The 20,091-nt window shown below is 71.8% G+C and carries 23 protein-coding genes; 14 read left to right on the top strand and 9 right to left on the bottom strand.

The window, feature by feature from the left end:
* Position 1: 1 nt before the first annotated feature.
* From urtB to ACMCNO_RS19020, 6 genes are all read left to right on the top strand, one after another.
* Positions 2-877 carry an urea ABC transporter permease subunit UrtB gene (gene urtB, locus ACMCNO_RS19045; protein ID WP_412750794.1) on the top strand — a complete coding sequence of 292 codons (876 nt, stop codon included), beginning with the start codon at positions 2-4 and terminating at the stop codon, positions 875-877.
* The gene (gene urtC, locus ACMCNO_RS19040; protein ID WP_412750793.1) at positions 874-1,983 is read left to right on the top strand and encodes an urea ABC transporter permease subunit UrtC; all 1,110 of its coding nucleotides are present in this window, start codon (positions 874-876) and stop codon (positions 1,981-1,983) included. Before urtB ends, urtC begins: the two co-directional genes overlap by 4 nt.
* Entirely contained in the window at positions 1,980-2,729 is a 750-nt protein-coding gene (urtD, locus tag ACMCNO_RS19035) for an urea ABC transporter ATP-binding protein UrtD (protein ID WP_412750792.1), read from the top strand. Before urtC ends, urtD begins: the two co-directional genes overlap by 4 nt.
* Entirely contained in the window at positions 2,730-3,413 is a 684-nt protein-coding gene (gene urtE / locus ACMCNO_RS19030; RefSeq protein ID WP_412750791.1) for an urea ABC transporter ATP-binding subunit UrtE, read from the top strand.
* A gap of 38 nt (positions 3,414-3,451) precedes the next feature.
* Complete coding sequence (locus ACMCNO_RS19025; protein ID WP_412750790.1) at positions 3,452-3,823, top strand: VOC family protein; 372 nt, start codon at positions 3,452-3,454, stop codon at positions 3,821-3,823.
* Positions 3,824-3,968: 145 nt separating this feature from the next.
* On the top strand, positions 3,969-4,259 hold the full coding sequence (locus ACMCNO_RS19020; protein WP_412750789.1) for a DUF1540 domain-containing protein: 291 nt from the start codon (positions 3,969-3,971) through the stop codon (positions 4,257-4,259).
* A 145-nt stretch (positions 4,260-4,404) separates the two neighbouring features.
* Here ACMCNO_RS19020 and ACMCNO_RS19015 read toward each other — a convergent pair whose 3' ends face one another.
* Positions 4,405-5,940, bottom strand: a complete 1,536-nt coding sequence (locus ACMCNO_RS19015; protein WP_412750788.1) for a two-component system sensor histidine kinase NtrB — start codon at positions 5,938-5,940, stop codon at positions 4,405-4,407.
* A gap of 350 nt (positions 5,941-6,290) precedes the next feature.
* Between ACMCNO_RS19015 and ACMCNO_RS19010 the strand changes: the two genes are divergently transcribed.
* The 4 genes from ACMCNO_RS19010 to ACMCNO_RS18995 all read left to right on the top strand — a co-directional run bounded on the left by ACMCNO_RS19010 (position 6,291) and on the right by ACMCNO_RS18995 (position 9,158).
* Entirely contained in the window at positions 6,291-6,830 is a 540-nt protein-coding gene (locus ACMCNO_RS19010; RefSeq protein ID WP_412750787.1) for a hypothetical protein, read from the top strand.
* Positions 6,831-6,860: 30 nt separating this feature from the next.
* Positions 6,861-7,907: a hypothetical protein gene (locus ACMCNO_RS19005; RefSeq protein ID WP_412750786.1), complete on the top strand. Its 1,047-nt coding sequence runs from the start codon at positions 6,861-6,863 to the stop codon at positions 7,905-7,907.
* Positions 7,908-8,081: 174 nt separating this feature from the next.
* Complete coding sequence (locus ACMCNO_RS19000; RefSeq protein ID WP_412750785.1) at positions 8,082-8,618, top strand: hypothetical protein; 537 nt, start codon at positions 8,082-8,084, stop codon at positions 8,616-8,618.
* 132 nt (positions 8,619-8,750) lie between these two features.
* A complete protein-coding gene (locus ACMCNO_RS18995) occupies positions 8,751-9,158 on the top strand; it encodes a hypothetical protein (RefSeq protein ID WP_412750784.1) in 408 nt (135 codons plus the stop codon).
* 13 nt (positions 9,159-9,171) lie between these two features.
* On the opposite strand, the gene ACMCNO_RS18990 is transcribed toward ACMCNO_RS18995, so the two are convergent.
* The 3 genes from ACMCNO_RS18990 to ACMCNO_RS18980 form a co-directional block, all read right to left on the bottom strand.
* Complete coding sequence (locus ACMCNO_RS18990) at positions 9,172-10,053, bottom strand: metallophosphoesterase family protein (protein WP_412753748.1); 882 nt, start codon at positions 10,051-10,053, stop codon at positions 9,172-9,174.
* 170 nt (positions 10,054-10,223) lie between these two features.
* Entirely contained in the window at positions 10,224-12,932 is a 2,709-nt protein-coding gene (locus ACMCNO_RS18985; RefSeq protein ID WP_412750783.1) for a cation-translocating P-type ATPase, read from the bottom strand.
* Between the two features lie 22 nt (positions 12,933-12,954).
* Positions 12,955-13,431: an aquaporin gene (locus ACMCNO_RS18980; protein ID WP_412750782.1), complete on the bottom strand. Its 477-nt coding sequence runs from the start codon at positions 13,429-13,431 to the stop codon at positions 12,955-12,957.
* Positions 13,432-13,680: 249 nt separating this feature from the next.
* Here ACMCNO_RS18980 and ACMCNO_RS18975 point away from each other — a divergent pair, with 249 nt between their 5' ends.
* Positions 13,681-13,920: a three-helix bundle dimerization domain-containing protein gene (locus ACMCNO_RS18975; RefSeq protein WP_412750781.1), complete on the top strand. Its 240-nt coding sequence runs from the start codon at positions 13,681-13,683 to the stop codon at positions 13,918-13,920.
* Positions 13,921-13,944: 24 nt separating this feature from the next.
* Here the strand turns inward: ACMCNO_RS18975 and ACMCNO_RS18970 are convergent, their stop codons facing one another.
* The 5 genes from ACMCNO_RS18970 to ACMCNO_RS18950 form a co-directional block, all read right to left on the bottom strand.
* Complete coding sequence (locus ACMCNO_RS18970; RefSeq protein WP_412750780.1) at positions 13,945-14,460, bottom strand: hypothetical protein; 516 nt, start codon at positions 14,458-14,460, stop codon at positions 13,945-13,947.
* Positions 14,461-14,578: 118 nt separating this feature from the next.
* On the bottom strand, positions 14,579-15,787 hold the full coding sequence (locus ACMCNO_RS18965; RefSeq protein WP_412750779.1) for a globin domain-containing protein: 1,209 nt from the start codon (positions 15,785-15,787) through the stop codon (positions 14,579-14,581).
* A 104-nt stretch (positions 15,788-15,891) separates the two neighbouring features.
* A complete protein-coding gene (locus ACMCNO_RS18960) occupies positions 15,892-16,356 on the bottom strand; it encodes an NUDIX domain-containing protein (protein ID WP_412750778.1) in 465 nt (154 codons plus the stop codon).
* Positions 16,349-17,485, bottom strand: a complete 1,137-nt coding sequence (locus ACMCNO_RS18955; protein WP_412750777.1) for an MAB_1171c family putative transporter — start codon at positions 17,483-17,485, stop codon at positions 16,349-16,351. The genes ACMCNO_RS18960 and ACMCNO_RS18955 overlap by 8 nt, the downstream gene beginning before the upstream one ends.
* Entirely contained in the window at positions 17,478-18,038 is a 561-nt protein-coding gene (locus ACMCNO_RS18950; RefSeq protein WP_412750776.1) for a hypothetical protein, read from the bottom strand. The genes ACMCNO_RS18955 and ACMCNO_RS18950 overlap by 8 nt, the downstream gene beginning before the upstream one ends.
* Positions 18,039-18,211: 173 nt before the next feature.
* Here ACMCNO_RS18950 and ACMCNO_RS18945 point away from each other — a divergent pair, with 173 nt between their 5' ends.
* From ACMCNO_RS18945 to ACMCNO_RS18935, 3 genes are all read left to right on the top strand, one after another.
* Positions 18,212-18,817 carry a hypothetical protein gene (locus tag ACMCNO_RS18945; protein WP_412750775.1) on the top strand — a complete coding sequence of 202 codons (606 nt, stop codon included), beginning with the start codon at positions 18,212-18,214 and terminating at the stop codon, positions 18,815-18,817.
* A gap of 72 nt (positions 18,818-18,889) precedes the next feature.
* Positions 18,890-19,210: a PadR family transcriptional regulator gene (locus tag ACMCNO_RS18940; RefSeq protein ID WP_412750774.1), complete on the top strand. Its 321-nt coding sequence runs from the start codon at positions 18,890-18,892 to the stop codon at positions 19,208-19,210.
* A gap of 5 nt (positions 19,211-19,215) precedes the next feature.
* Entirely contained in the window at positions 19,216-20,046 is an 831-nt protein-coding gene (locus ACMCNO_RS18935; RefSeq protein ID WP_412750773.1) for a hypothetical protein, read from the top strand.
* Positions 20,047-20,091: the final 45 nt, after the last annotated feature.

Here is a 20,091-nt window from a genome sequence, read left to right as displayed (position 1 = left end):
CATGGCGGTGCTCAACCAACTGGTCATCGGCGCGAGCATGGCGGCGGTGCTGCTGCTCGTCGCGCTCGGCCTGACCTTCACCTTCGGCCAGATGGGCGTGATCAACATGGCCCACGGCGAGTTCATCATGGCGGGCGCCTACACCACGTACCTGGTGCAACCGGTGGCCGGGACGCTCGCCGTCCCGGTCGCCCTCGTGGTCGCGTTCGTGGTTGCCGGACTCATGGGTCTGCTGCTGGAGCGGCTGGCCATCCGCCGGTTCTACGGCCGGCCGCTGGACACCCTGCTGCTCACGTTCGGGGTCAGCCTGATCCTGCAGCAGCTCGCCCGCGACATCTTCGGCGCGCCCAACGTCCAGGTCACCGCGCCGGGCTGGCTCACCGGCGGGGTCGACCTCGGCGGGGTACGCCTGCCGTACAACCGGATCTTCATCCTGCTGCTGGCGGTCGGCTGCGTGCTGGCCATCGGCGGGTACCTGACCCGCACCGCGCACGGCAGCCGGATGCGGGCGGTGATGCAGAACCGCCAGCTCGCCGCGGTCAGCGGGGTGGCCACCGGGCGGGTCGACCAGACGACCTTCTTCCTCGGCTCCGGGCTGGCCGGGGTCGCCGGGGTCGCGCTGACCCTGATCGGCCCGGTCGGGCCGAACCTCGGCACCTACTACATCGTGGACGCCTTCCTCATCGTCGTGGCGGGCGGGCTGGGCCAGCTGCGCGGCGCGGTGCTGGCGGCGCTCGCGCTGGGCATCCTCAACAGCTACGTCGAGTTCTGGACCGACGCCAGCCTCGCCAAGGTGGTGGTGTTCATGGTCATCGTCGCGTTCCTGCAGGTGCGACCGCAGGGCCTGTTCGTGCTGCGGACCAGGGCGCTGTCATGAGGGCCCGCTGGTCCACCCCCGCCGCGTACGCGGCCACCGCGATCCTGCTGATCGGCGTCGCCCCGCTGGTGCTGTCACCGTTCCGCCTGGACCTGCTGGGTAAGTACCTCTGCTATGCGATCGTCGCGGTCGGCATCTACCTGGCCTGGGGCCGCGGCGGCATGCTGACGCTCGGCCAGGGGGTGTTCTTCGGCCTCGGCGGCTACGCCATGGGCGCGCACCTCAAACTCGTCGAGGCCGGGGCGGGCAACCTGCCCGACTTCATGGTGTGGAGCGGGGTGGAACGCCTGCCCGCGCTGTGGGCGCCGTTCCGCAACCCCGCGTTCGCGCTGGCCATGGTGGTGGTGCTGCCCACCGCCGTGGCCACGCTGCTCGGTCTGCTGGTGTTCCGGCAACGGGTGCGCGGTGCGTACTTCGCGGTGCTCTCGCAGGCCCTGGCCGCGGCGTTCGTCATCCTGCTGGTCGGCCAGCAGGGCCTGACCGGCGGCACCAACGGCCTGACCAACGTGCAGTACTTCTTCGGCCTCGACCTGTACGACCCGGCCCAGAAACGGATCGTCTACCTCATCGTGGCGGTTGCGCTGCTGGCGGCGATCGCGCTGGCCTGGCAGCTGTCGCACAGCCGGTTCGGCAAACTGCTGGTGGCCATCCGCGACGGCGAGGACCGGATCCGGTTCCTCGGCTACGACCCGGCGATCGTCAAGACGGCGACGTTCGCGGCCTCCGCCGCGCTGGCCGGGATCGCGGGCGCCCTGTTCGTGCCGATGGTGGGCATCCTCAGCCCGGCCGACCTCGGTATCGTGCCGTCCCTGGAGATGGTGGTGGCGGTCGCGATCGGCGGCCGGTTCTCCCTGGCCGGGGCGGTCGGCGGCGCGATCCTCTACAACTACGCCAGCACCACCCTGTCCGAGCAGTTCCCGTCCGGCTGGTTCTACCTGCTCGGCGCGATGTTCGTCGCGGTGATGATGTGGGCGCCCCGCGGCCTGGCCGGGCTGCTGGCGGACACCGCCGCGGCGCTGCGCCGCCGCACGGCCGTCACCGTGCCCGAACCACCACCGGAGGCCGTCGCGGTGACGGCCGTCGTCGGCGCGCGGGAGGGATCATGAGTGGAGATCTGCGGGTACGCGGCCTCACGGTCGACTTCGACGGCTTCCGCGCCCTGTCCGATCTGGACTTCACCGTACGGGCGGGGGAGCTGCGCTTCCTCATCGGCCCGAACGGCGCGGGCAAGACCACGCTCGTCGACGTCATCACCGGGCGCACCAGGCCCGCCGCGGGATCGGTGCACTTCGACGACCACGAGCTGGTCGGCCGTCGGGAACACCGGATCGTCCGGCTGGGCGTCGGCCGTACGTTCCAGACCTCGGTGGTGTTCGAGCAGCTCACCGTACTGGAGAATCTGGACCTGGCGGCGAGTTTCCGCCGCCGCACCACCGGGCTGCTGCACCGCCGCCGCGGGATCGGGGCGCGCGTCGCGGCCGCGCTGGAGACGACCGGGCTGGCCGGGCTGGCCGACCGCCCCGCCGGGGTACTCTCGCACGGCCAGCGGCAGTGGCTGGAGATCGGCATGCTGCTCACCCAGCGTCCCCGCCTGCTGCTGCTCGACGAACCGGTGGCCGGGATGAGCCGGGTCGAGCGGGAACGCACCGGCGAGCTGCTGCGCGAGATCGCCCGCGAGCACACCGTGGTGGTCGTGGAGCACGACATGGAGTTCCTGCGCCGCTTCGCCAGCACGGTGACGGTGCTGCACGAGGGTCGGCTGCTGTGCGAGGGCGACGTGGCCACGGTGCGGGCCGACCCCAAGGTCCAGGAGGTTTACCTGGGCCGCTCCGGGGAGGAGGTGGCCGCGTAGATGCTGGCGGTCGAGGATCTGGATGTGGCGTACGGCCGGGCGCAGGCGCTGTTCGGGGTGTCGGTGCAGGCCCGGCCCGGCTCGCTGGTCTGCGTCATGGGCCGCAACGGGGTCGGCAAGACCACACTGCTGAAGGCGATCATGGGGGTGCTGCCGGCCCGGGCCGGCCGGGTGCTGTTCGACGGCGATGACATCACCCGGCTGCCCACCCACGAGCGGGTCCGTCGCGGGCTGGGCTACGTGCCCCAGGGGCACGAGACGTTTCCGCAGCTCACCGTACGGGAGAACCTGTTCGTCACGCCGTGGGCCACGTCGGCGGCGGTCGACGAGGCCCTGGACCTGTTCCCGGCGCTGCGCGGCCTGCTGCGCCGCCGCGCCGGGTTCCTCTCGGGCGGCCAGCAGCAGCAGCTCGCGATCGCGCGGGCGCTGGTCTGCCGCCCGAAGCTGCTGCTGCTGGACGAGCCGACCGAGGGCATCCAGCCGTCGATCATCCGGGAGATCGAGCACGCGGTGCACCGGCTGCACACCCAGGCGGGCCTGGGGATCCTGCTGGTCGAGCAGTATCTGGACCTGGCGCTGCGGCTGGCCGACCAGTACGTGATCCTCGATGCGGGGGAGGTGGTCCGCGCCGGTGACCGCGACGACCTGGCCGACCCCGCGGTGCATCGCCTGCTGGCCGTGTGAGCCTCCGATCGTCCCGACCCGGGTCGTACGGTGGGACGATGGACTGGAAGATCGAGCTGATTCCCGTCCCGGTCACCGACGTCGACCGGGCCAAGGCGTTCTACGAGAAGGTCGGCTTCCACGCCGACCACGACCACCGGGTGCACGAGGGACTGCGGTTCGTCCAGCTGACACCGCCCGGGTCGGCGTGCTCCATCGTGCTCGGCGACGGCATCACCGACAAGGTGCCCGGTACGCAGGAGATCCAGGTCGTCGTCGCGGACGCCCAAGCGGCGCGCCGCCAGCTGCTCGACGCCGGGGTCGAACCCAGCGAGGTCGACGTGCAGCCGTGGGGACACTTCGTCTACTTCGGCGATCCGGACGGCAACAAGTGGTCGCTACAGGCATTGCCGTCCCGCCCCACCGGGTGACTCGCCCCGAGGCCCCAGGCACCTCATGGAGGTGCTGTGGTCACAGTGGTTGACCCATTGCACCAATGACGGAATCCAGCCGGAGCGCGGCGGCGCGCGGACGGATAGTGGGAGGGTCCGGGAGCCGTCGGAAGGAGGGGTTGTCATGACCGACACGTTGCAGATGCCGCGAGTGCAGGAATGCACGGTAACCGGCTGCGGGTACAACCACGGCGGATGCCACGCCTTCGCGATCACCATCGGCCGGGAGAACGCCAACTGCGCCACATTCATCGACACCGCGGCCAAGGGCGGGCTGGACATGGTGATCGCCCAGGTGGGCGCCTGCATGCGGACGGACTGCCAGCACAACTCCGAGATGGAATGCCACGCGCCGTCGATTCGCGTCGGACCCGGTCAGGACCAGGCCGACTGCCAGACGTACGAGCCGCGGTGAGGCCGGCGGTCATCTCTCCCTGAGCCCCTGACGCGCCGCCGCGGTGGCGCGTGGGCCAGCCCGGTATTGCCTGACGCCGTCGAGGCGGGCGCTGTCCCGCCTCGACGGCGTTGCCGGCTCAGGTGTTCCTGGCTGCGGTAGCGCCTCAGCGGATGGGCAGCTCGGCGGGACCGGTCGTGTCGGCCGGGGCGTCGGCGCCGGAGGCGTCGGCGCTGAGGGGCAGCAGGATGTGGCACGTGGTGCCGACGCCGGGTTCGGTGGTGAGGGTGATGGTGCCGCCGGCTTCGGTGATGATCCCGTAGGCGGTGGCGAGGCCGAGTCCGGTGCCGTGTTGTTTGGTTTTGGTGGTGAAGAAGGGTTCGAAGACGTGGGCGGCGATGTCGGGGGGCATGCCGGTGCCGGTGTCGGTGATGTTGAGGTGGGCGTAGGGGCGGGGGGTCAGTTGGTGGCTGGTGTCTTCGGTGAGGGTGGTGGGCCCGTTCTCGATGATGATCATTCCGCCGTCGGGCATGGCGTCGCGGGCGTTGATGACGAGGTTGAGCAGGACTTGTTCGAGGCGGCTGCGGTCGGCGCGGATGGGTAGGGGGTGGGGGTGGAGGTGGGTGATGAGTTCGATGTGGGTGCCGATGGTGCGGTCGAGCAGGGTGCGGGTGTCGGTGATGACGGTGTTGAGGTCGATGGTTTCGGGTGTGGTGGGTTGTTTGCGGGCGAAGACGAGGAGTTGGCGGGTGAGGTCGCGGGCGCGTTCGGCGCTGGCTTTGGCGCGGGTGAGGTCGTTGTGGGTGTCGGGGTCGGTGGTTTGTTCGAGGGCGAATTCGAGGTAGTTGAGGTTGATGGCGAGGAGGTTGTTGAAGTCGTGGGCGATGCCGCCGGCGAGTTGGCCGAGGCTTTCGAGGCGTTCGGCGCGGGCGGAGCGTTCGAGGATCTGCTCGCGTTGCTCCTCGGCGTGTTTGACGGCGCTGATGTCCCGCGTGATCAAACCCAGTCCGATCACGGTGCCGTACCGGTCGCGCACCGGGGACACGCTGGTCGACACGTCGAAGAGATGGCCGTCCTTGTGCTGCCGCTGCGTCCGGTAGTGCGATAGGCCCAAGCCCTGGCGGATCCTGTCCAGGAGCTCGGCCGGCACGGCCCTCTGGGCCGGTGGTATCACCGGCATGATGCTCTGGCCGATCATCTCCGCTGCCGTGTAGCCGTACATCCGTTCGGCGCTGCGGTTCCACGACATGACCTTGCCCTCAAGATCGATGCCGATGACCGCGTCATCGGAGGATTCGACGATCGCGGCCAGCATCGACTCGCCCTCGGCGGCCCGGTTGGCGCGGCGTTCCAGCACATTCTGGCCGTAGGCGACGGCCACGCTGAGCAGCGTCATGCCGGCGATGACGCACAGGCGTACCTGCTGGTAGGCGGTGCCGCCGAGGCCCTGCCAGGAGGAGGTGGCCCAGGCCATCACCCAGGCGAACGCGCCGACGGCGGCCACCGCCCACGGGCGGGCCGAGGCGACCGCGAGTACCGGCCCGGCCGTGATGACCAGCCCGAACGCGGTCAGTTCGCGGGGCGTCGCGAGGTCCACCACGCTGACCAGGATGATGATCAGTACGGCGAACACCAGCACCCCGGCCCGCCACCAGCCATGGGTGAGCGAGCCGTGTTCCCGCCGCCAGTCCTCGTACCGCATGCAGCCTCCTACCAGGCGCCGACGCCACGGGCCCGCGACGCAGCCCGATCTGCCTGGTGAATCTGTTGTGCTCAGGATGGCACGCGGCGGCCGCGCCCCGCCGTACTTGCCGTATCCGTCCGGGCCCAAGATCCAGAGCGGCGCTGATCGCGGTGCCTGTCCTGCTTCATCGCTCACCGCGCGTCTGTGCTGTGCGGTCGCGCACGAGCGCTCTGCACCCGGTCATCACCCCGGGATGAGGGCGATGTCCCGTCCTGCCAGCACAGTGGTCCCAGGCCCAGCGGGCCGCCCCGGCTGGTTTGCGTGGCAGCCCTGTGCGGCCCGGCCGTTGCGACTATCGGAGGTATGAGATGGCTGTCGACACGTTCATTGCGTACGTCGGGGTGTACTCCAATGTCGCCGACGCGGAGGCGGACTACGACTTCGTGAAGGACCTGCACCGCAAGGCCGGTCTGATCGACGCCTACGACGCCGCGGTGGTCGAACGGCGGGCCGACGGCAAGACCAAGATCGTCAAGAAGCACGAGACCCCGACCCGGGTCGGCGGGGTCCTGGGCGGTGGTGTCGGGCTGGCGACCGGCCTCGTGGTGGCACTGTTCCCGTTCGCCGCGATCGGCGGGGGTCTCTTGGCAGCGACCGCCGGGAGTGGCGCGGTGCTCGGTGCGGTCGCCGGACACGCTGCGGCCGGAATGAGCCGGCACGACCTCAAGGAGCTCGGCGAGCGCCTCGACACCGGCCAGGCTGGACTGGTGGTGGTCGCGGTGGCCGACCTGGGCGCCAAGATCGAGGAGGCCATGCGCCGGGCGCAGCAGGTGGAAACCAAGCAGCTCAAGGCGGACACCGCGGAGATCGAGCAGGACGCGAAGGCCGCCGACGGCGCCCCGGCGTGACTCGCGGCCGGCGACGAGCAGGAGCCGCGCATGCGATCCCCCCGCGACGTCCGCCGGGCAGTCACCGCCGGCGCCCTGATCGGCCTGCTCATTGCGGCGGTGCTGGGTCTGGGTGCCTGCGGCGACGGTGAGCCCGCGATCCGGCCGTCGGACCGCGCGTCGCAACGGGCCACGGAGTCCCCGGCCGAGGGTGAGGCCGAGGGCGTGCCCACCTCACCGGCGCGAGCGACCCGCACCGAGGGTGCCGAGCCCACCCGGTCGCGCCAGTCCGAGCCGGCCACGACCGAGCCCACGACCCGGCCCACGACCCGGACGGCCGGACAGCCGACGACGCCCACCAGGACCCCCGCGACCGCGACGGCCACCCGGACGACAACGGCACCCGCGACCACCCCGCCGCCCGAGACCACCCCGCCCGAGACCACCCCGCCCGAAACCACCCCGCCCGAGACCACCGCGCCGCAGCAGACCCCGACGGCTGCGCAGTCGCCCGCCGCGGCTGGAGGATCCACGACCGGGCCGGTGTTCTGGCTGGTGCTGATCGCGCTGATCACGGCGGCGATCGTGGGCGGGGTGCTGGTGTACCGGTCCCGGCGGACCTCGGCCTGGGACAGCGAGGCGCGGGCGCTGGAGGCGGAAACCAGCGGCGTCATGGACATGCGGCTGCCGCCCGTACTGGCGGCCACGGAGGTCGGGGCGCGGGGGCTGGCGTGGCCCCCGGTGCGGGCCGGCCTCGTCGACCTCGCGGCCGGATGGAACCGGCTGGCCGAGCAGGCGCCCGGCCAACCGCGAAGGGACTGGTCGGCGCGGCTCGGCGGCCTGCTCCAGGAGCTGATCTCGGCCCTGGACGCGGAGAACGAAGCCCTGGCCGGCGGGGGCGACTGGACCCTGCTGCGCCCACGGGTGGACCGTGCGGAGCAGGCGCTGCGCGCGGTGCTCCTGCAGGCACCCGAGGGGCCCCCGCCGGGACCGCCCTCGGGTCCGCCGCCGGGACCCCCGTCCGGTCCGCCGCCGGGTCCGCCGGGCAGACCGGGCCCTCCCGGCCCTCCGACGGCACCGGGTTCGCCGCCGATCTGACGGACATCATCCGCCCGGCATGAATTCGGCGCGGCGGGCCACCTCGTCCCGGACCCGGAAATCAACACGGTCTCGGACAAGGTGACCCGCCGCGCCCGTCTGCTACACCCCCTGGCCTCGCGCGGGCCGGTGCTGGCCCGTATCCTGCGGCTCGCGAAATCTTGGGGAGGAAGCATGTACGAGCAGCAGCCAGGTGCCGGCCAGCCCGGAACGTACCCGCCGGCCGGGCCGCCGCAGGGTGGTGGCGCCGGTGGCGCGATCGCCGTGACCCTGAAGTTCAACCCGATCGGGTTCCTGCTCGGGCTCTTCAAGCCGCCGGTGCAGCTGAACGGCCACGAGGTCGCCAAGGGCTGGGGCCGGCACGTGATCCCCGTGCAGCCCGGACAGCACCACCTCCATGTGCATGTGCCGTACCTGCTGCCGAGCCAGATCGGAAACGCGGACCTTCCGGTCACCGTGCAGCCCGGCCAGACCGTCGAGCTGGAGTACCGGGCGCCGATGGTCGCCTTCATGAAGGGTGCCCTGGGTGCGCCCCCGCAGAAGTACCCCGGCATGGCGGTGACGATCGTCCTGCTCGTGTTCGTGCTGGTCATGCTGCTCTGCATCTGCGGCGGCTTCATCGCCGCGATGAGCGGTTCCGGCTCCTCCTCGTCGGTGGGCCTGCCCGCGCTCGACACCGCCCGGACGGTGGCAGCCGGGTTGCTCTGCTGAGTCCGGGGTATCCGGCGTCTCAGGTTCGCCTCGGCCGCGCCGTTGATGGGGTCAGGCGGGGTGGGATCCCCGCCTGACCTGCTTGGACGACGTGCGGTGCAAGCCCGCCCGCGACACCTGGAGGACATGCGGATGTCAGCTCGCAACACCCCGCGGCAGAGCGGCACCGGCTCGTCCGCGGTGCGGGCCCTGCACGCGGCCGCGGGCCGGTTGCTGGCGGGTCACGAGGGCGTCCACACCCAGGTCTTCGACCCCGAGGCGGGGGTGGCGGTCGTCCTGGCGTCGGGGTACCGGTGGCACGTGCACGTTCCGCACACCGGCGCCATCGACACCGGCGCGTACCACGCGGTGCTGTGCGGCCCGGACGGGGCCGCTGTGCCCGCTGCGCCGCTGATCACCCTGGCGCACGTCGAGGACCTGGCCAGCCTGGTGAGTGCCTCCCACGCGGGCCCGGTCGCGAAACTGATCAACATCGACCTGCTGGCCCGCCTGGAGATCGACCTGTTCGATCCCGACACGCTGCTCGACGAGGGCGTCTGAGCCGGTCCCGGCCTCAGGGGGCGGCACCCCGCACCGATTCCCGCATCCGGCGCTGATCGGCGCCCGGGGAGATGGTGCGGACCGGGTCGGGGACCGCGCCGCGCCGGCGCCATTCCCGCGGGTACCCCAGCGACACCTCCTCGTAGCGGACCCCGTCGTAGTAGGTCGTGCGGGGAATGTGCAGGTGCCCGTACACCATCGTCACCGCACCGAAACGGCGGTGCCAGTCCCGGGTCCGGGTGGTGCCGCACCACTGGGCGAACTCCGGATACCACAGGACGTCAGTCGGCTCCCGGACCAGCGGGTAGTGGTTGACCAGGACCTTCGGCAGGTCCTGAGGAGCCTCGGCGAGCCGGCGTTCGGTCAGCGCGATCCGGGCGGCGCACCACGCCTCGCGGGTCGGATACGGATCAGGGTGCAGCAGGATCTCGTCCGTGCACACCACCCCGGCGTCGTGCGCCAGCCGTAGCGAATGCTCCTGCGAGGTGGCGCCCGGAGCGCGGAACGAGTAGTCGTACAGGGTGAACAGCGGGGCGACGACCGCGGCTCCCTCGCCGTCCTCCCAGACCGGGTACGGGTCCTCCGGGGTGGCGACACCCAGCTCGCGGCACAGCTCCACGAGCAGGCGGTAGCGGGCCACACCCCGGGCCTGCACCGGATCCTGCCGCGGGGTCCACAGCTCGTGGTTGCCCGGCACCCAGACCACCTTGGCGAAGCGGGCGCTGAGCAGGCGTAACGCCCACTCGATGTCGGCGAAGGTCTCGGCGACGTCCCCGGCGACGATCAGCCAGTCGCCCGGGTTGCCGGGCCGCAGCTCCTCGACGAACGCGCGGTTCTCCGCGTACGCGATGTGCAGGTCGCTGACGGCGCGCAGCCGGGCGGGCGCGGTCACGATGGCCGGACGGTCTCGGACGGGTTCACCCGCCGAGACTATGCCGCCGCCTCCGCCGCGCGGGTCGCGGGTTCCGGCGGCGGTGCGGCCCGGCCGGTGGGCGCCATCAGGCTGTGGACCGGCGCAGTGGGGGCAGGTGGCCGGCGATGCGTCCACCGTGGACGAGGCGCTCGTCACGAGCGGCGGCGCAGGACCAGCTTGCGCAGTTCCTCCAGCCACAGCACCAGCGAGCCCGCCGCAACGCATACGAGGAACTGCGCGGCGCTCAGGTGCGACGCGTCGAAGAAGTGCTGCATCCACTCCACCTTGACGATGGCGAGCTGGGCGACCGCGACCGCGATCACGGACAGCCAGAGGTAGCGGTTGGAGAAGAAGCCCGCGCCGAACGCGGAACCGTGCTCCGCCCGCGCGTTGAACACGTTGAACAGCTGGGCCAGTACGAACGTCGTCCAGCCCATCGTCGCCGCGGTGGCGGCGTCGTACGCCTGCCCGGCCCAGCCGATCACCCCGAGGGTGCAGGCGCCCATGATCGCGGCCAGCCACACCAGGACCTGCAGGCGCTGGCGGGGGAGGATCTGGGTGCGTTTCGGCCGGGGCGGCTCCGCCATGGCCTGTGGGCGGGGCCGGTCGACGCCGAGCGCCAGGGCGGGCGGGCCGTCGCAGATGAGGTTCACCCACAGGATCTGGATCGTCGTGAACGGAGCGGCCATGCCGAACACCATCGCGGACAGCACCGTCAGGATGGCGCTGAGGTTGGTCGACAGCTGGAAGCGGACGAACTTCACGATGTTCTCGTAGATCGTGCGTCCCTCACGGACCGCCGAGACGATCGTGGTGAAGTTGTCGTCGAGCAGGATCATGTCGGCGGCTTCCTTGGTGACCTCCGTGCCGGTGATCCCCATCGCCACGCCGATGTCCGCCTGCTCCAGCGCGGGCGCGTCGTTGACGCCGTCGCCGGTCATGGAGACGACCAGGTCGTGCGACTGCAACGCCCGGACGATGCGCAGCTTGTGCTCGGGCGCCACCCGGGCGAACACCCCGATCTCGCGAACCCGGGCGGCCAGCTGCCGGTCGTCCATGTCCTCCAGATCGGAGCCCCGGACGACCTCGCCGGGGATGCCCAGCGCCTCGGCGATGGCGTGCGCGGTCGTCGGGTGGTCGCCGGTGATCATCTTGATCGCGATGCCGGAGCCGTGCGCCGCGGCGATCGCCTCCCGGGCCTCGGTACGGGGCGGGTCGACGATGCCGATCAGCGCCAGCAGGGTCAGGCCGGTCGCCGCGCGTTCGGGGTCGCCCTCCAGGTCGGCTCCGGCGCGCGGCATCCAGCCGCCCGCCGCCGCGAGCACCCGCTGACCTCCGGCGGCGAGCCGGTCCGCCGCGGCGCGGACCGCCTCGCGGCCGGCGTCGTCCAGCGGGGCGGGCGCGCCCGTGCGGTCCACGACGCGGTCGACGCGTTCCAGCACGCTCTCCACCGCGCCCTTGACGCACACCAGCATGAGCCCCGCATGCTCCCCGGAGCGGTCCTCATGGAAGGTCGCCATGTACTTGGTCGCCGAGTCGAACGGCACCTCGCCGACGCGGGGGAAGCGCTGCCGGGTACGGTCCACATCCACCCCGCCCTTGCCGCCGAGCACCACGAGGGCCCCTTCGGTCGGGTCGCCGATGCACGCGCCGTCGCGGAGCACCGCGTCGTTGCACAGCACGACGACCGCCGCGAGCTGGCGCAGGTCGGGCACGGGATCGTCGAACCCGGCGGTGGTGATGCGCCCCTCGCTGGCGTACCCCTGGCCCTCGACGGTCAGCTCCTGGCCGCCGTGCACCAGGGTGCGGGCGGTCATCTGGTTGAGGGTGAGCGTGCCGGTCTTGTCACTGCAGATGACCGACGTGGACCCCAGGGTCTCCACCGCGTGCAGCCGCTTGACCACGGCCCGCCGTTTAGCCAGGCGGCTCATGCCCACCGCCAGCGTCACCGTCACGGTCGCGGGCAGGGCCTCCGGGATCGCGGCGACCGCCAGGGCGATCGAGCTGACCACCAGCTCGTGCCATGCCACCCCCTGGGCGAGCCCGATCAGCAGCAGCACCAGCACCGCGACACCCGCGATCAGTGCCAGCCGGTGGCCGAGCTGGGCGGTCTGGCGTTGCAGCGGCGTCGGCGCGGGTTCGACCTCGGACATGAGCGCGGCCAGCTTGCCGATCTCCGTGTCCATTCCGGTCGCGGTGACGATCTCCTCCGCCCGGCCCGCCGTGACCGCGGTGTGGGTGAACGCCATGTCGGTCCGGTCGCCCAGCGCGGTGTCCTGCGCGACCGGGGCGGTCCCCTTGTCCACCGGTACCGCCTCGCCGGTCAGTGCGGCCTCGGCGACCGCGAGCCGGAAGGCGCCCGCCAGCCGCCCGTCGGCGGGCACGGTGTCACCGGCCTCCAGCAGCACCACATCGCCCGGTACCAGCTCATCGGCGGGGATCTGCTGCACCGCCCCGTCGCGGCGGACCCGGGCCTGCGGCACGACCAGCGCCTGGATCGCGGCCAGCGACTGCTGGGCCTGCCGTTCCTGCCAGAAGCCGAGTAGGCCGTTGAAGACCAGCAGCACGGCGATGAACGCCGCCTCCTCGATCTCGCCGATCGCCAGCGACAACACCGCCGCGCCCAGCAGGACCAGGATCAGGCCGTCGGTGAACTGGGCCAGCAGCAGCCGCCACCACGGTGGGGGCGGGGCGGAGCGCAGCGCGTTGGGCCCGTACCTGGCCTGGCGGTCGGTCACCTGGGCGGCGGGCAGGCCCTGCTCGACATCGACGCCGAGCGTCTGCGCGACGTCGGCGACCGGCATCGCATGCCAGCCGTTGCCGCCCGCGGCGGGAGCATCGGGTTCGAGGTGGAGGGTCATCTCTCTCCTATCCGGCGCGGCCCTATCCGGGCGCGGCGCGGTCTCCGGCGGACCGTTCGGCTGCGGCGGTGTCCTGGGCTTCCTCGGCGACCGGTTCGCGCCCGGTGTCGCCGACGACGAACCGGTACCCCGCTCCGGCGAGCGCGGCCCCCGCCAGCGGGGCGATCCAGAACAGCCACAGGGTGTACCCGCCCGGGGAGTGGGCGCCGTACCCGTTGGCGGCGAACCCGTCGTCGGTGGTGAAACCCGTGGTGCCCGAGGCGATGCCGTAGAGCACACCGGCGGCGGCCACGGCCGCCACCACCTGGGTGACCGCGTACGGCAGCACGTCGCGCCCCGGGGCACGGCGGCCCAGCCACAGGCCGAGGGTGACCGCCGGGTTGAAGTGGCCGCCGGAGATGTGGCCGAAGGAGTACGCCATGGTCAGCACCGTGAGCCCGAACGCGAACGCGACCCCGAGGATGCCGATGCCCACCCGCGGGAACGTTGCCGTGAGCACGGCGCTGCTGCATCCGCCCAGCACCAGCCAGAAAGGTGCCGATGAACTCCGCAGCGAGCCGCCGGGAAAGCGCCATGGTGGTGATCCTCGCTCCGGATGGCGTGTCCTGTGCCGCATTCCACCAAAGGAGCGGGCCGCGGGCGTCATCCGCCGCGGGTGGTCGAACCGGCGACCCTGATCGAGGGACCGGCTTTCCGTATCGAGCAGCCGGCCTTGCTGGCCGCGTCCGGCGTGGGTTTGAATCGCGACGTGGGTGCGGAGGCTGAGGACGCGGAGCGTCAGGCGCTACGGCAGATCGTCAACGTGCTGCAACACCGTTTCCCGGCGGTGGGGGACACGGTGGTGACCGAGCGGGTCAACGCGGTGCACCAGCGGTACGCGTCCGCGCCGATCCGCGACTTCGTGCCGCTGCTGGTCGAGCGGGAGGCCAGCCGGGAACTGACGGCGTTGGCCGATCAACCGGCGCCGCGTCCGCGCGAGAGCTCCTGAAGATTCGGTAGCCGGCCGCTGTCCTCAGCCGCGGTGGTGGTACTCGGACAGCACCTGCCGCAGCGTCCGCGGTCCCGGGAACAGCTCGCCGACGTCGATGCGGAAACCCGCGCCGCGCGGCAGTTGCTGCACCGGCGGGGCGTCCCCGTGCGGCGCGGTCGTGGTCACCTGCTGCAGCGAGACCGGGACGACGTCGAGGACCGCGAACAGGCCCCGGTGACGGACGACGGCGCTCGCCACGTTGGTCCAGGCGACGAAGATGGGCACCCCGCCCTGGGTCAGTTCGATGCCGGCGTCGCAGACCCGGACCCACACGGGCCGGTGCCGCCACCGCGCGAGTGTGCCGACGATGCCGCAGCACGTGGGGAACGCCAGCACGATCAGCAGACCCCAGTCCGGGGCGGGCACCGCGCCGAGCAGCGCGCCGAATGCGGTCCCCACCAGGGCCACCGCCGTGGTCAGGATCGGAAGGACGACGAGGGCGGTCGACCAGCGCCGGGTGCGGAACAGCACGCCGCGCTCGATGATCATCTCCGCCATGCGCAGAAGTACAGCAGCCGCCCGCACACCGGCGTAGATCCGAACGGTCAGCTTGATCGACTACCCGGGCGGCCACCCACCATGCGTGACAGTATCGGTACCCATCGTGCGCGGCTGCTCAGCCGCCGTGGGCCAGCCACAGGTCGGGGCCGAAGATCTCGTACCGGATGTCGTGGGCGGCGACGCCCCGCTCGATGAGCGAGCTGCGGATCGCCTGCATGAACGGCAGCGGACCGCACAGATAGCACACCGCGCCGTCGGGCAGCGGCACCCGCGACAGGTCCATCGTGCCGGCGAAGACGTCGGTCAGGGGCAGCTCGGTCTCGGCGCCGCGTTCGTACCAGACGTGGACCGAGGAACCGGGCAACGCCGCGATGTCACCGACGACCTGCCGGCGTAGGGCGAACGAGCGCTCGTCGAGGTCGGCATGCAGCAGCATCACCCGGGTGGTGGAGCCCGCGGCGGCCAGATGCGACAGGATCCCCGCCATCGGCGTGATGCCGATCCCGGCACTCGCGCAGACCACGGGGCGGGTGGTGTCGCCGAGCACGACATCACCGTACGGCGGGGACATGGTCAGCTCGTCACCCACGGCGATCGTGTGGTGCAGCAGGCTGGACACCTCCCCGTCGGGCATCCCGTCGCCGTGCACCCATTTGACCGAGAACTGGCAGTTCCGGCCGTCGTCGGTGCGGGTGAGGCTGTACTGGCGGGGCTGGCGTACCCCGTCCGGCATCGTGACCAGGACCGTGACGTACTGGCCGGGCAGCGAGGCGGGGGCCGCGAGCCCGTCGACCGGCGTGACGACGAACGTGTCCACGTCGGCCGTCTCGGCGATCTTGTCCTCGACCCGCCAGCGGCGCCAGGTGGTCTCGGGCTGTACGCCGCGGGCGCTGTAGAGGTCGCGCTCCGCGTTGATCAGGGCGTTGGCCATGAGCCAGTACACCTCGTCCCACGCGGCCGCCACGGCGGGGGTGACGGCGTCACCGAGCACGTCACCGATGGCCCACATCAGATGGTCGTGCACCACCTTGTACTGCTCGGGCTGGACGCCGAGCGAGGCGTGCTTGTGCGCGATCCGGGACAGCAGCCGCTCCGGCGGGCGGTCCGGGCTGGTGACCAGCGCGCTGGCGAACGCGGCCACCGAGCCCGCGAGCGCCTGCTGCTGGGTGCCGGCGGCCTGATTGCCGCGGTTGAAGGTGCCGTCGAGCAACTCGGGGTGTTCGGTGAACAGGTGCCCGTAGAACCGTTCGGTGATGGTGCCGATGTTCGCCCCCACCACCGGCAGGGTCGCCTCGACGATGGGCCGAGCGGTGTTCGACAGCATGCGCAGGACTCTCCCCCCGTGGACCTCGCACATGCTCGCACCGGGTGGGGAGCCTGGCGGGTGGGACACGGGACCGTTCATCCGTTCGCGGTCGGCCGCCCGGCTCATCGGGCGTGCATCGCGTCGGCCAGCTCGACGTATCTGGTATGGCCGTCGGTGCGGGCCGCCAGCACCTCGGCCATCAGCGCGCGCTGCGCCACCGACAGCATCTGTTCCGCCTCGTCGGCGTGGACGAAGGCGTGCCGGGTGAGTTCCCCGGGGTTCAGCACGATGGCGTCGCGCTGCCGTGCGGTGAGCACACCACCGTCGAAGACGAAGTAGAGTTTGCCGTCCGCGCCGGCCGGGCTCCACGCCGATACCAGCAAGGGACCGACCGGCACGGTCAGCCCCAGCTCCTCCCGGATCTCCCGCAGGCAGGCCGCCCGCGGGGTCTCGCCGGCATCGACCCCGCCGCCCGGCAGGTTCCAGAACGGCTTGTACGTGGGATCGACGAGCAGTACGCGTTCGTCGTCGTCGAAGAACACCGCGCCGGCTGAGACCGTGGGGCGGGCGGGCGGAGACTCAGGCATGATCCAGTTCCCTGGTGTCGGTGGCGCGGGCGAACGACCTGCTCACCGCGACGAGCCAGGCGAGTTCGTGCCCGCGCCCTTCGCGCCGCTGTTCGCCGGCCGGTACGGCGACCGTCCGGCCCTCGCTGTGATTGCGCAGCCCCTCCCGGATCGCCCGGGCCTCGGCCTCCGCGCGCCGGGCGAGGTCCGGTTCCGGTTCGGGTCGCTGATCCGTCAGGTACGGCCGCAGCGCGAGCCGCCCGTCCCAGATCTCGACCATCCGGCGGTACAGCCGGTAGTCCAGATCGCCGACCACGGCGACGTCGCCGTGCGGCGAGCCGTGCAGCGCGATTTCCGGGAACGCCGCGTGCAGCGCGGACCACAGCGGCTCGAGGGCGCGGTAGGCGCCCCGCTGGTCCAGCCGGGTACGCGGGCCCCAGCTCGGCATGGTGAGGCCCGTGAGGAACACGATGAGCCCGGCGGTGGCGAACGGCTCGGCGATGTCGACCAGCGGGTCGGCGTGCACGCCGGCGCCGAGCAGCACGAGGTAGCCGCCGCGGCAGGCGCAGTAGCCGAAGCTGAGAAGGGCGCCGACGGAGGTGATCCGCAGGCCGCGGCGCAGCCAGGGCAGTTCCTGGGCGAGCGCGGCGAACTGCCGGGCCCGCCAGGCGATCGCCAGCAGCCCGCTGCTGAGCGCCAGCAGGAAGATGGCGAGATACCCCAGCATCAGGGTCTGCCCGGCGTGGGTCTTCCAGAAGTCGATCGTGTAGTGGTCGTGGATCGGGGCCAGCAGGATCAGTGTGGACATGGCGGCCAGGATGATCAGCCCGGCCACCAGGTGACCACGGGCCCGTCGGCGGGCCCGGCGCGCCGGGTACCGCCAGTAGCTCAGCAGCTGCAGCGCGAACATGCTGAACAGCACCATGCAGGAGTGGATGAGCAGCTTGGTGAGGTTCGGCACGCCCAGTGCCGCGTCGATCGGCTGGTACACCGGGCCGACGGTGAGTGTGAACGCCGCCGCGGCGAAGCCGAACGCGGCCGTCATGGCGCGCAGTGCGGGGTTGGCCCGGTCGTGGCGCAGATGGTTCGCCTTGTAGCCGAAGGCGATCCAGCCCGCCACGGCGCCGATACCGTAGATGAGGTCATGCATCGGGCGGCCGTCCTCGTCGGACCGGCGGCAGCAGGGCCTGTTCCAGTCGGATGGTCAGCTCGCTGGTGCCGCCGTGTCCGGGCTGGGTCCGGCTCACCCGGCTCAGCAGCAGTGATGCCATGACCTCGGCCTCCTGCTCCTGTTCGTCCGGGTAGTGGGCCCGGTGCAGCATGGCGCGGACCAGGGCGGGGTCGAGGTCGGGGAACAGCGCCCGGGTGTCCGGCCCGCGGCCGGTGTCCACCGTGGAGTGCCCGCAGATCAGGTGCGCGAGTTCGTGCGCGATGATGTGGTCCTGGTGCATCCGGTTCGTGCCGGCCTCGTAGGCGATGAGGTCGACCTCCGGCAGCGACAGCCAGATGCCGCACGGGCCCGCCTCGGGCAGGGGCAGGGGGATCAGCCGGATCGGCCGGTCGCGTCGGCGGCCGAGCTGCTGGCACAGGGCGGCCATGGTGGTGGCGGGAGTGAGCTCGAGATCCGCAAGGCGTGCGGCGCAGCGTCGGCGCAGGACGCGGAACCGCCAGGCGGCCTTCCACTGTCGAGCTGCCAGGACCATGCGGTGTGCCCCATCGGAGTGGACGCGCGCCGGCGGTGAGAAGGTGATGTGGCCGGCTCCCACGGGGGAAGGAGTCGGCCACATCGATTCATCACTATACAGATGGTGCGGGCACGGCGAAACAGGGGCGCGGCACATCGCGCGGCAGGGAGCGGCCGGCATCGGGCACCCCCGTGCTGCCGATGCCGGCCGGCGCGCGCGGTCGCGGGGACCGCGCCGACGACATCCCCGTCGTCCGTCCACACTGGCTAACGATCGGCATCCACCATAGCGAACGACCCACGCTTGTCAACGCGGATGGTACGGTGCATCCCATGCCGGATGTTCACGACAGCGAACGCGGGGGTCGGCCGGTCACGGGATCGCTGGCACACCGGATCGACCACCTTTTCAAGGCCGTCCGACCGAAAGGACGCGAGTACAGCTACGAAGAGGTCGCCCGGGGATGTGAAGCCCTGACCTCCGGCACGTTCTCCAAGACGTACGTCTGGCAGCTGCGCACCGGTCAGCGCGACAACCCCACCAAGCGTCATCTGGAGGCCCTGTCGGCCTTCTTCGGCGTGCCGGTGGCCTACTTCTTCGACGATCAGGTCGTCGAGGACGTCAACGCGCAGCTCGCGCTCGTGCTCGCGCTGCGCGACGCGGACGTGCGCGACATCGCCTTGCGAGCGGTGCATCTGGACGGTGCCGGGCGCCGTTCGCTGGCCCGGATCGTCACCGAGATCAGCCGCCTGCAGCGGCCCGAAGCGGAAGGTGCCGCCGGGTCCGAGTCGTCGTGACGCGCCCTGGCGAGCCGGAGGCCGGGCCGAGGGGGCTATGCAGAACTAGGAATAGCTATATAGAGTACGGTCATGGCTGAGTTGCGGATGACCACGCCGCGCCTGCTCGTGCTGCAGGCGCTACTGAACGATCTGGACACGGAGCGGTACGGCCTCGAGCTCGCCAAGGAGGCCGGACTCGAGCCGGGCACCATCTACCCAATCCTGGTCGCGTTCGAGAACGTCGGCTGGCTCACCAGCCGGGCGGAAGAGATCGACGTGCACGCCGAGGGCCGCCCGCGGCGGCGCTACTACCGGCTCACCGCGGCCGGAGCCGACGCCGCGCGGGCCGCGCTGGACAAGGCCGCGCAGCGGCGCAGCAGCCGGGCCGCCACCGGGCGGCTGGCGTGGTGACCAGCATGCCGTCGGCGCGGCCCGCCACGCCCGCCCTGCGCCGCATCGACCACGCCGCGGTCAGCCTGCTGGCCGCGCTGCTGCCGGCCGGATTCCGCGAGCGGCAGCGCGCCGAGTGGACCGGTGACCTGCTGACCATGGCGGACACCGAGCCGCAGGCCCGCCGGCGCTACCTGATCGGCGCGGCACGCACCCTGCCGAGCCTGCGCCGTCTGGTCCGCCGCGGCGGTGCGGGCGACGCGCCCGTCGCGCTGCCCACCGGCGTTCGCGACACCGTGGCCCGGGTCATGCTGCTGGGTCTGCTCTGGCCGATCCTGTCCTGGCTGCTCTGGATTCCCGCCCGCTACTACGGGTTCGACATCCCCGGCCGGCAAGCGCGCGGCGGCCAGCAGACCGTCATCGACCCGAAGACGGTGTGGCCGCTCGACGGCACACCCGGCTGGCTTGATGCGATCTGGCTGGTGCCGCATCTCGGCGCGATCGCGGCGACGTACGGACCGTTCCTGCTGACGATCGTCGCCCTGGTGGGTGGCGCGGCGACCGCGCTGGGCCACCGGCGCCGGCCCGTGCACCCGGGCGCCATCGCCTTCATCGGACTGTTCGCGGCGTTGCTCAGTGCCGTTCTGTTCGCGATGTCGATCGTCTGGGACCTCCCGACCAGCGATCCCGTCCTGGTCGCGCTGGGCGCCGCGGCGGTCGCCCTGGGCGCCACCACCCGTACGCTGCGCCGCCGGGCCCGGGCCGCACTGATCGTGCTCGGCCTCGCGATGATTCCCATGCTGGTGTCGTTCCACACCGCCGCCGGTCACCAGATGTACGTCTGGTTCGCGGACTGACGAGGCTCAGCCCGCCCCGTCCGCGGGGAAGCCGACCCGCAGCAC

The organism is Krasilnikovia sp. M28-CT-15, assembly GCF_047159595.1.
Lineage (GTDB): Bacteria > Actinomycetota > Actinomycetes > Mycobacteriales > Micromonosporaceae > Actinoplanes.
The sequence above is the reverse complement of the archived record's forward strand: the minus strand, read 5'-3'. Positions and strand labels throughout refer to the sequence as shown.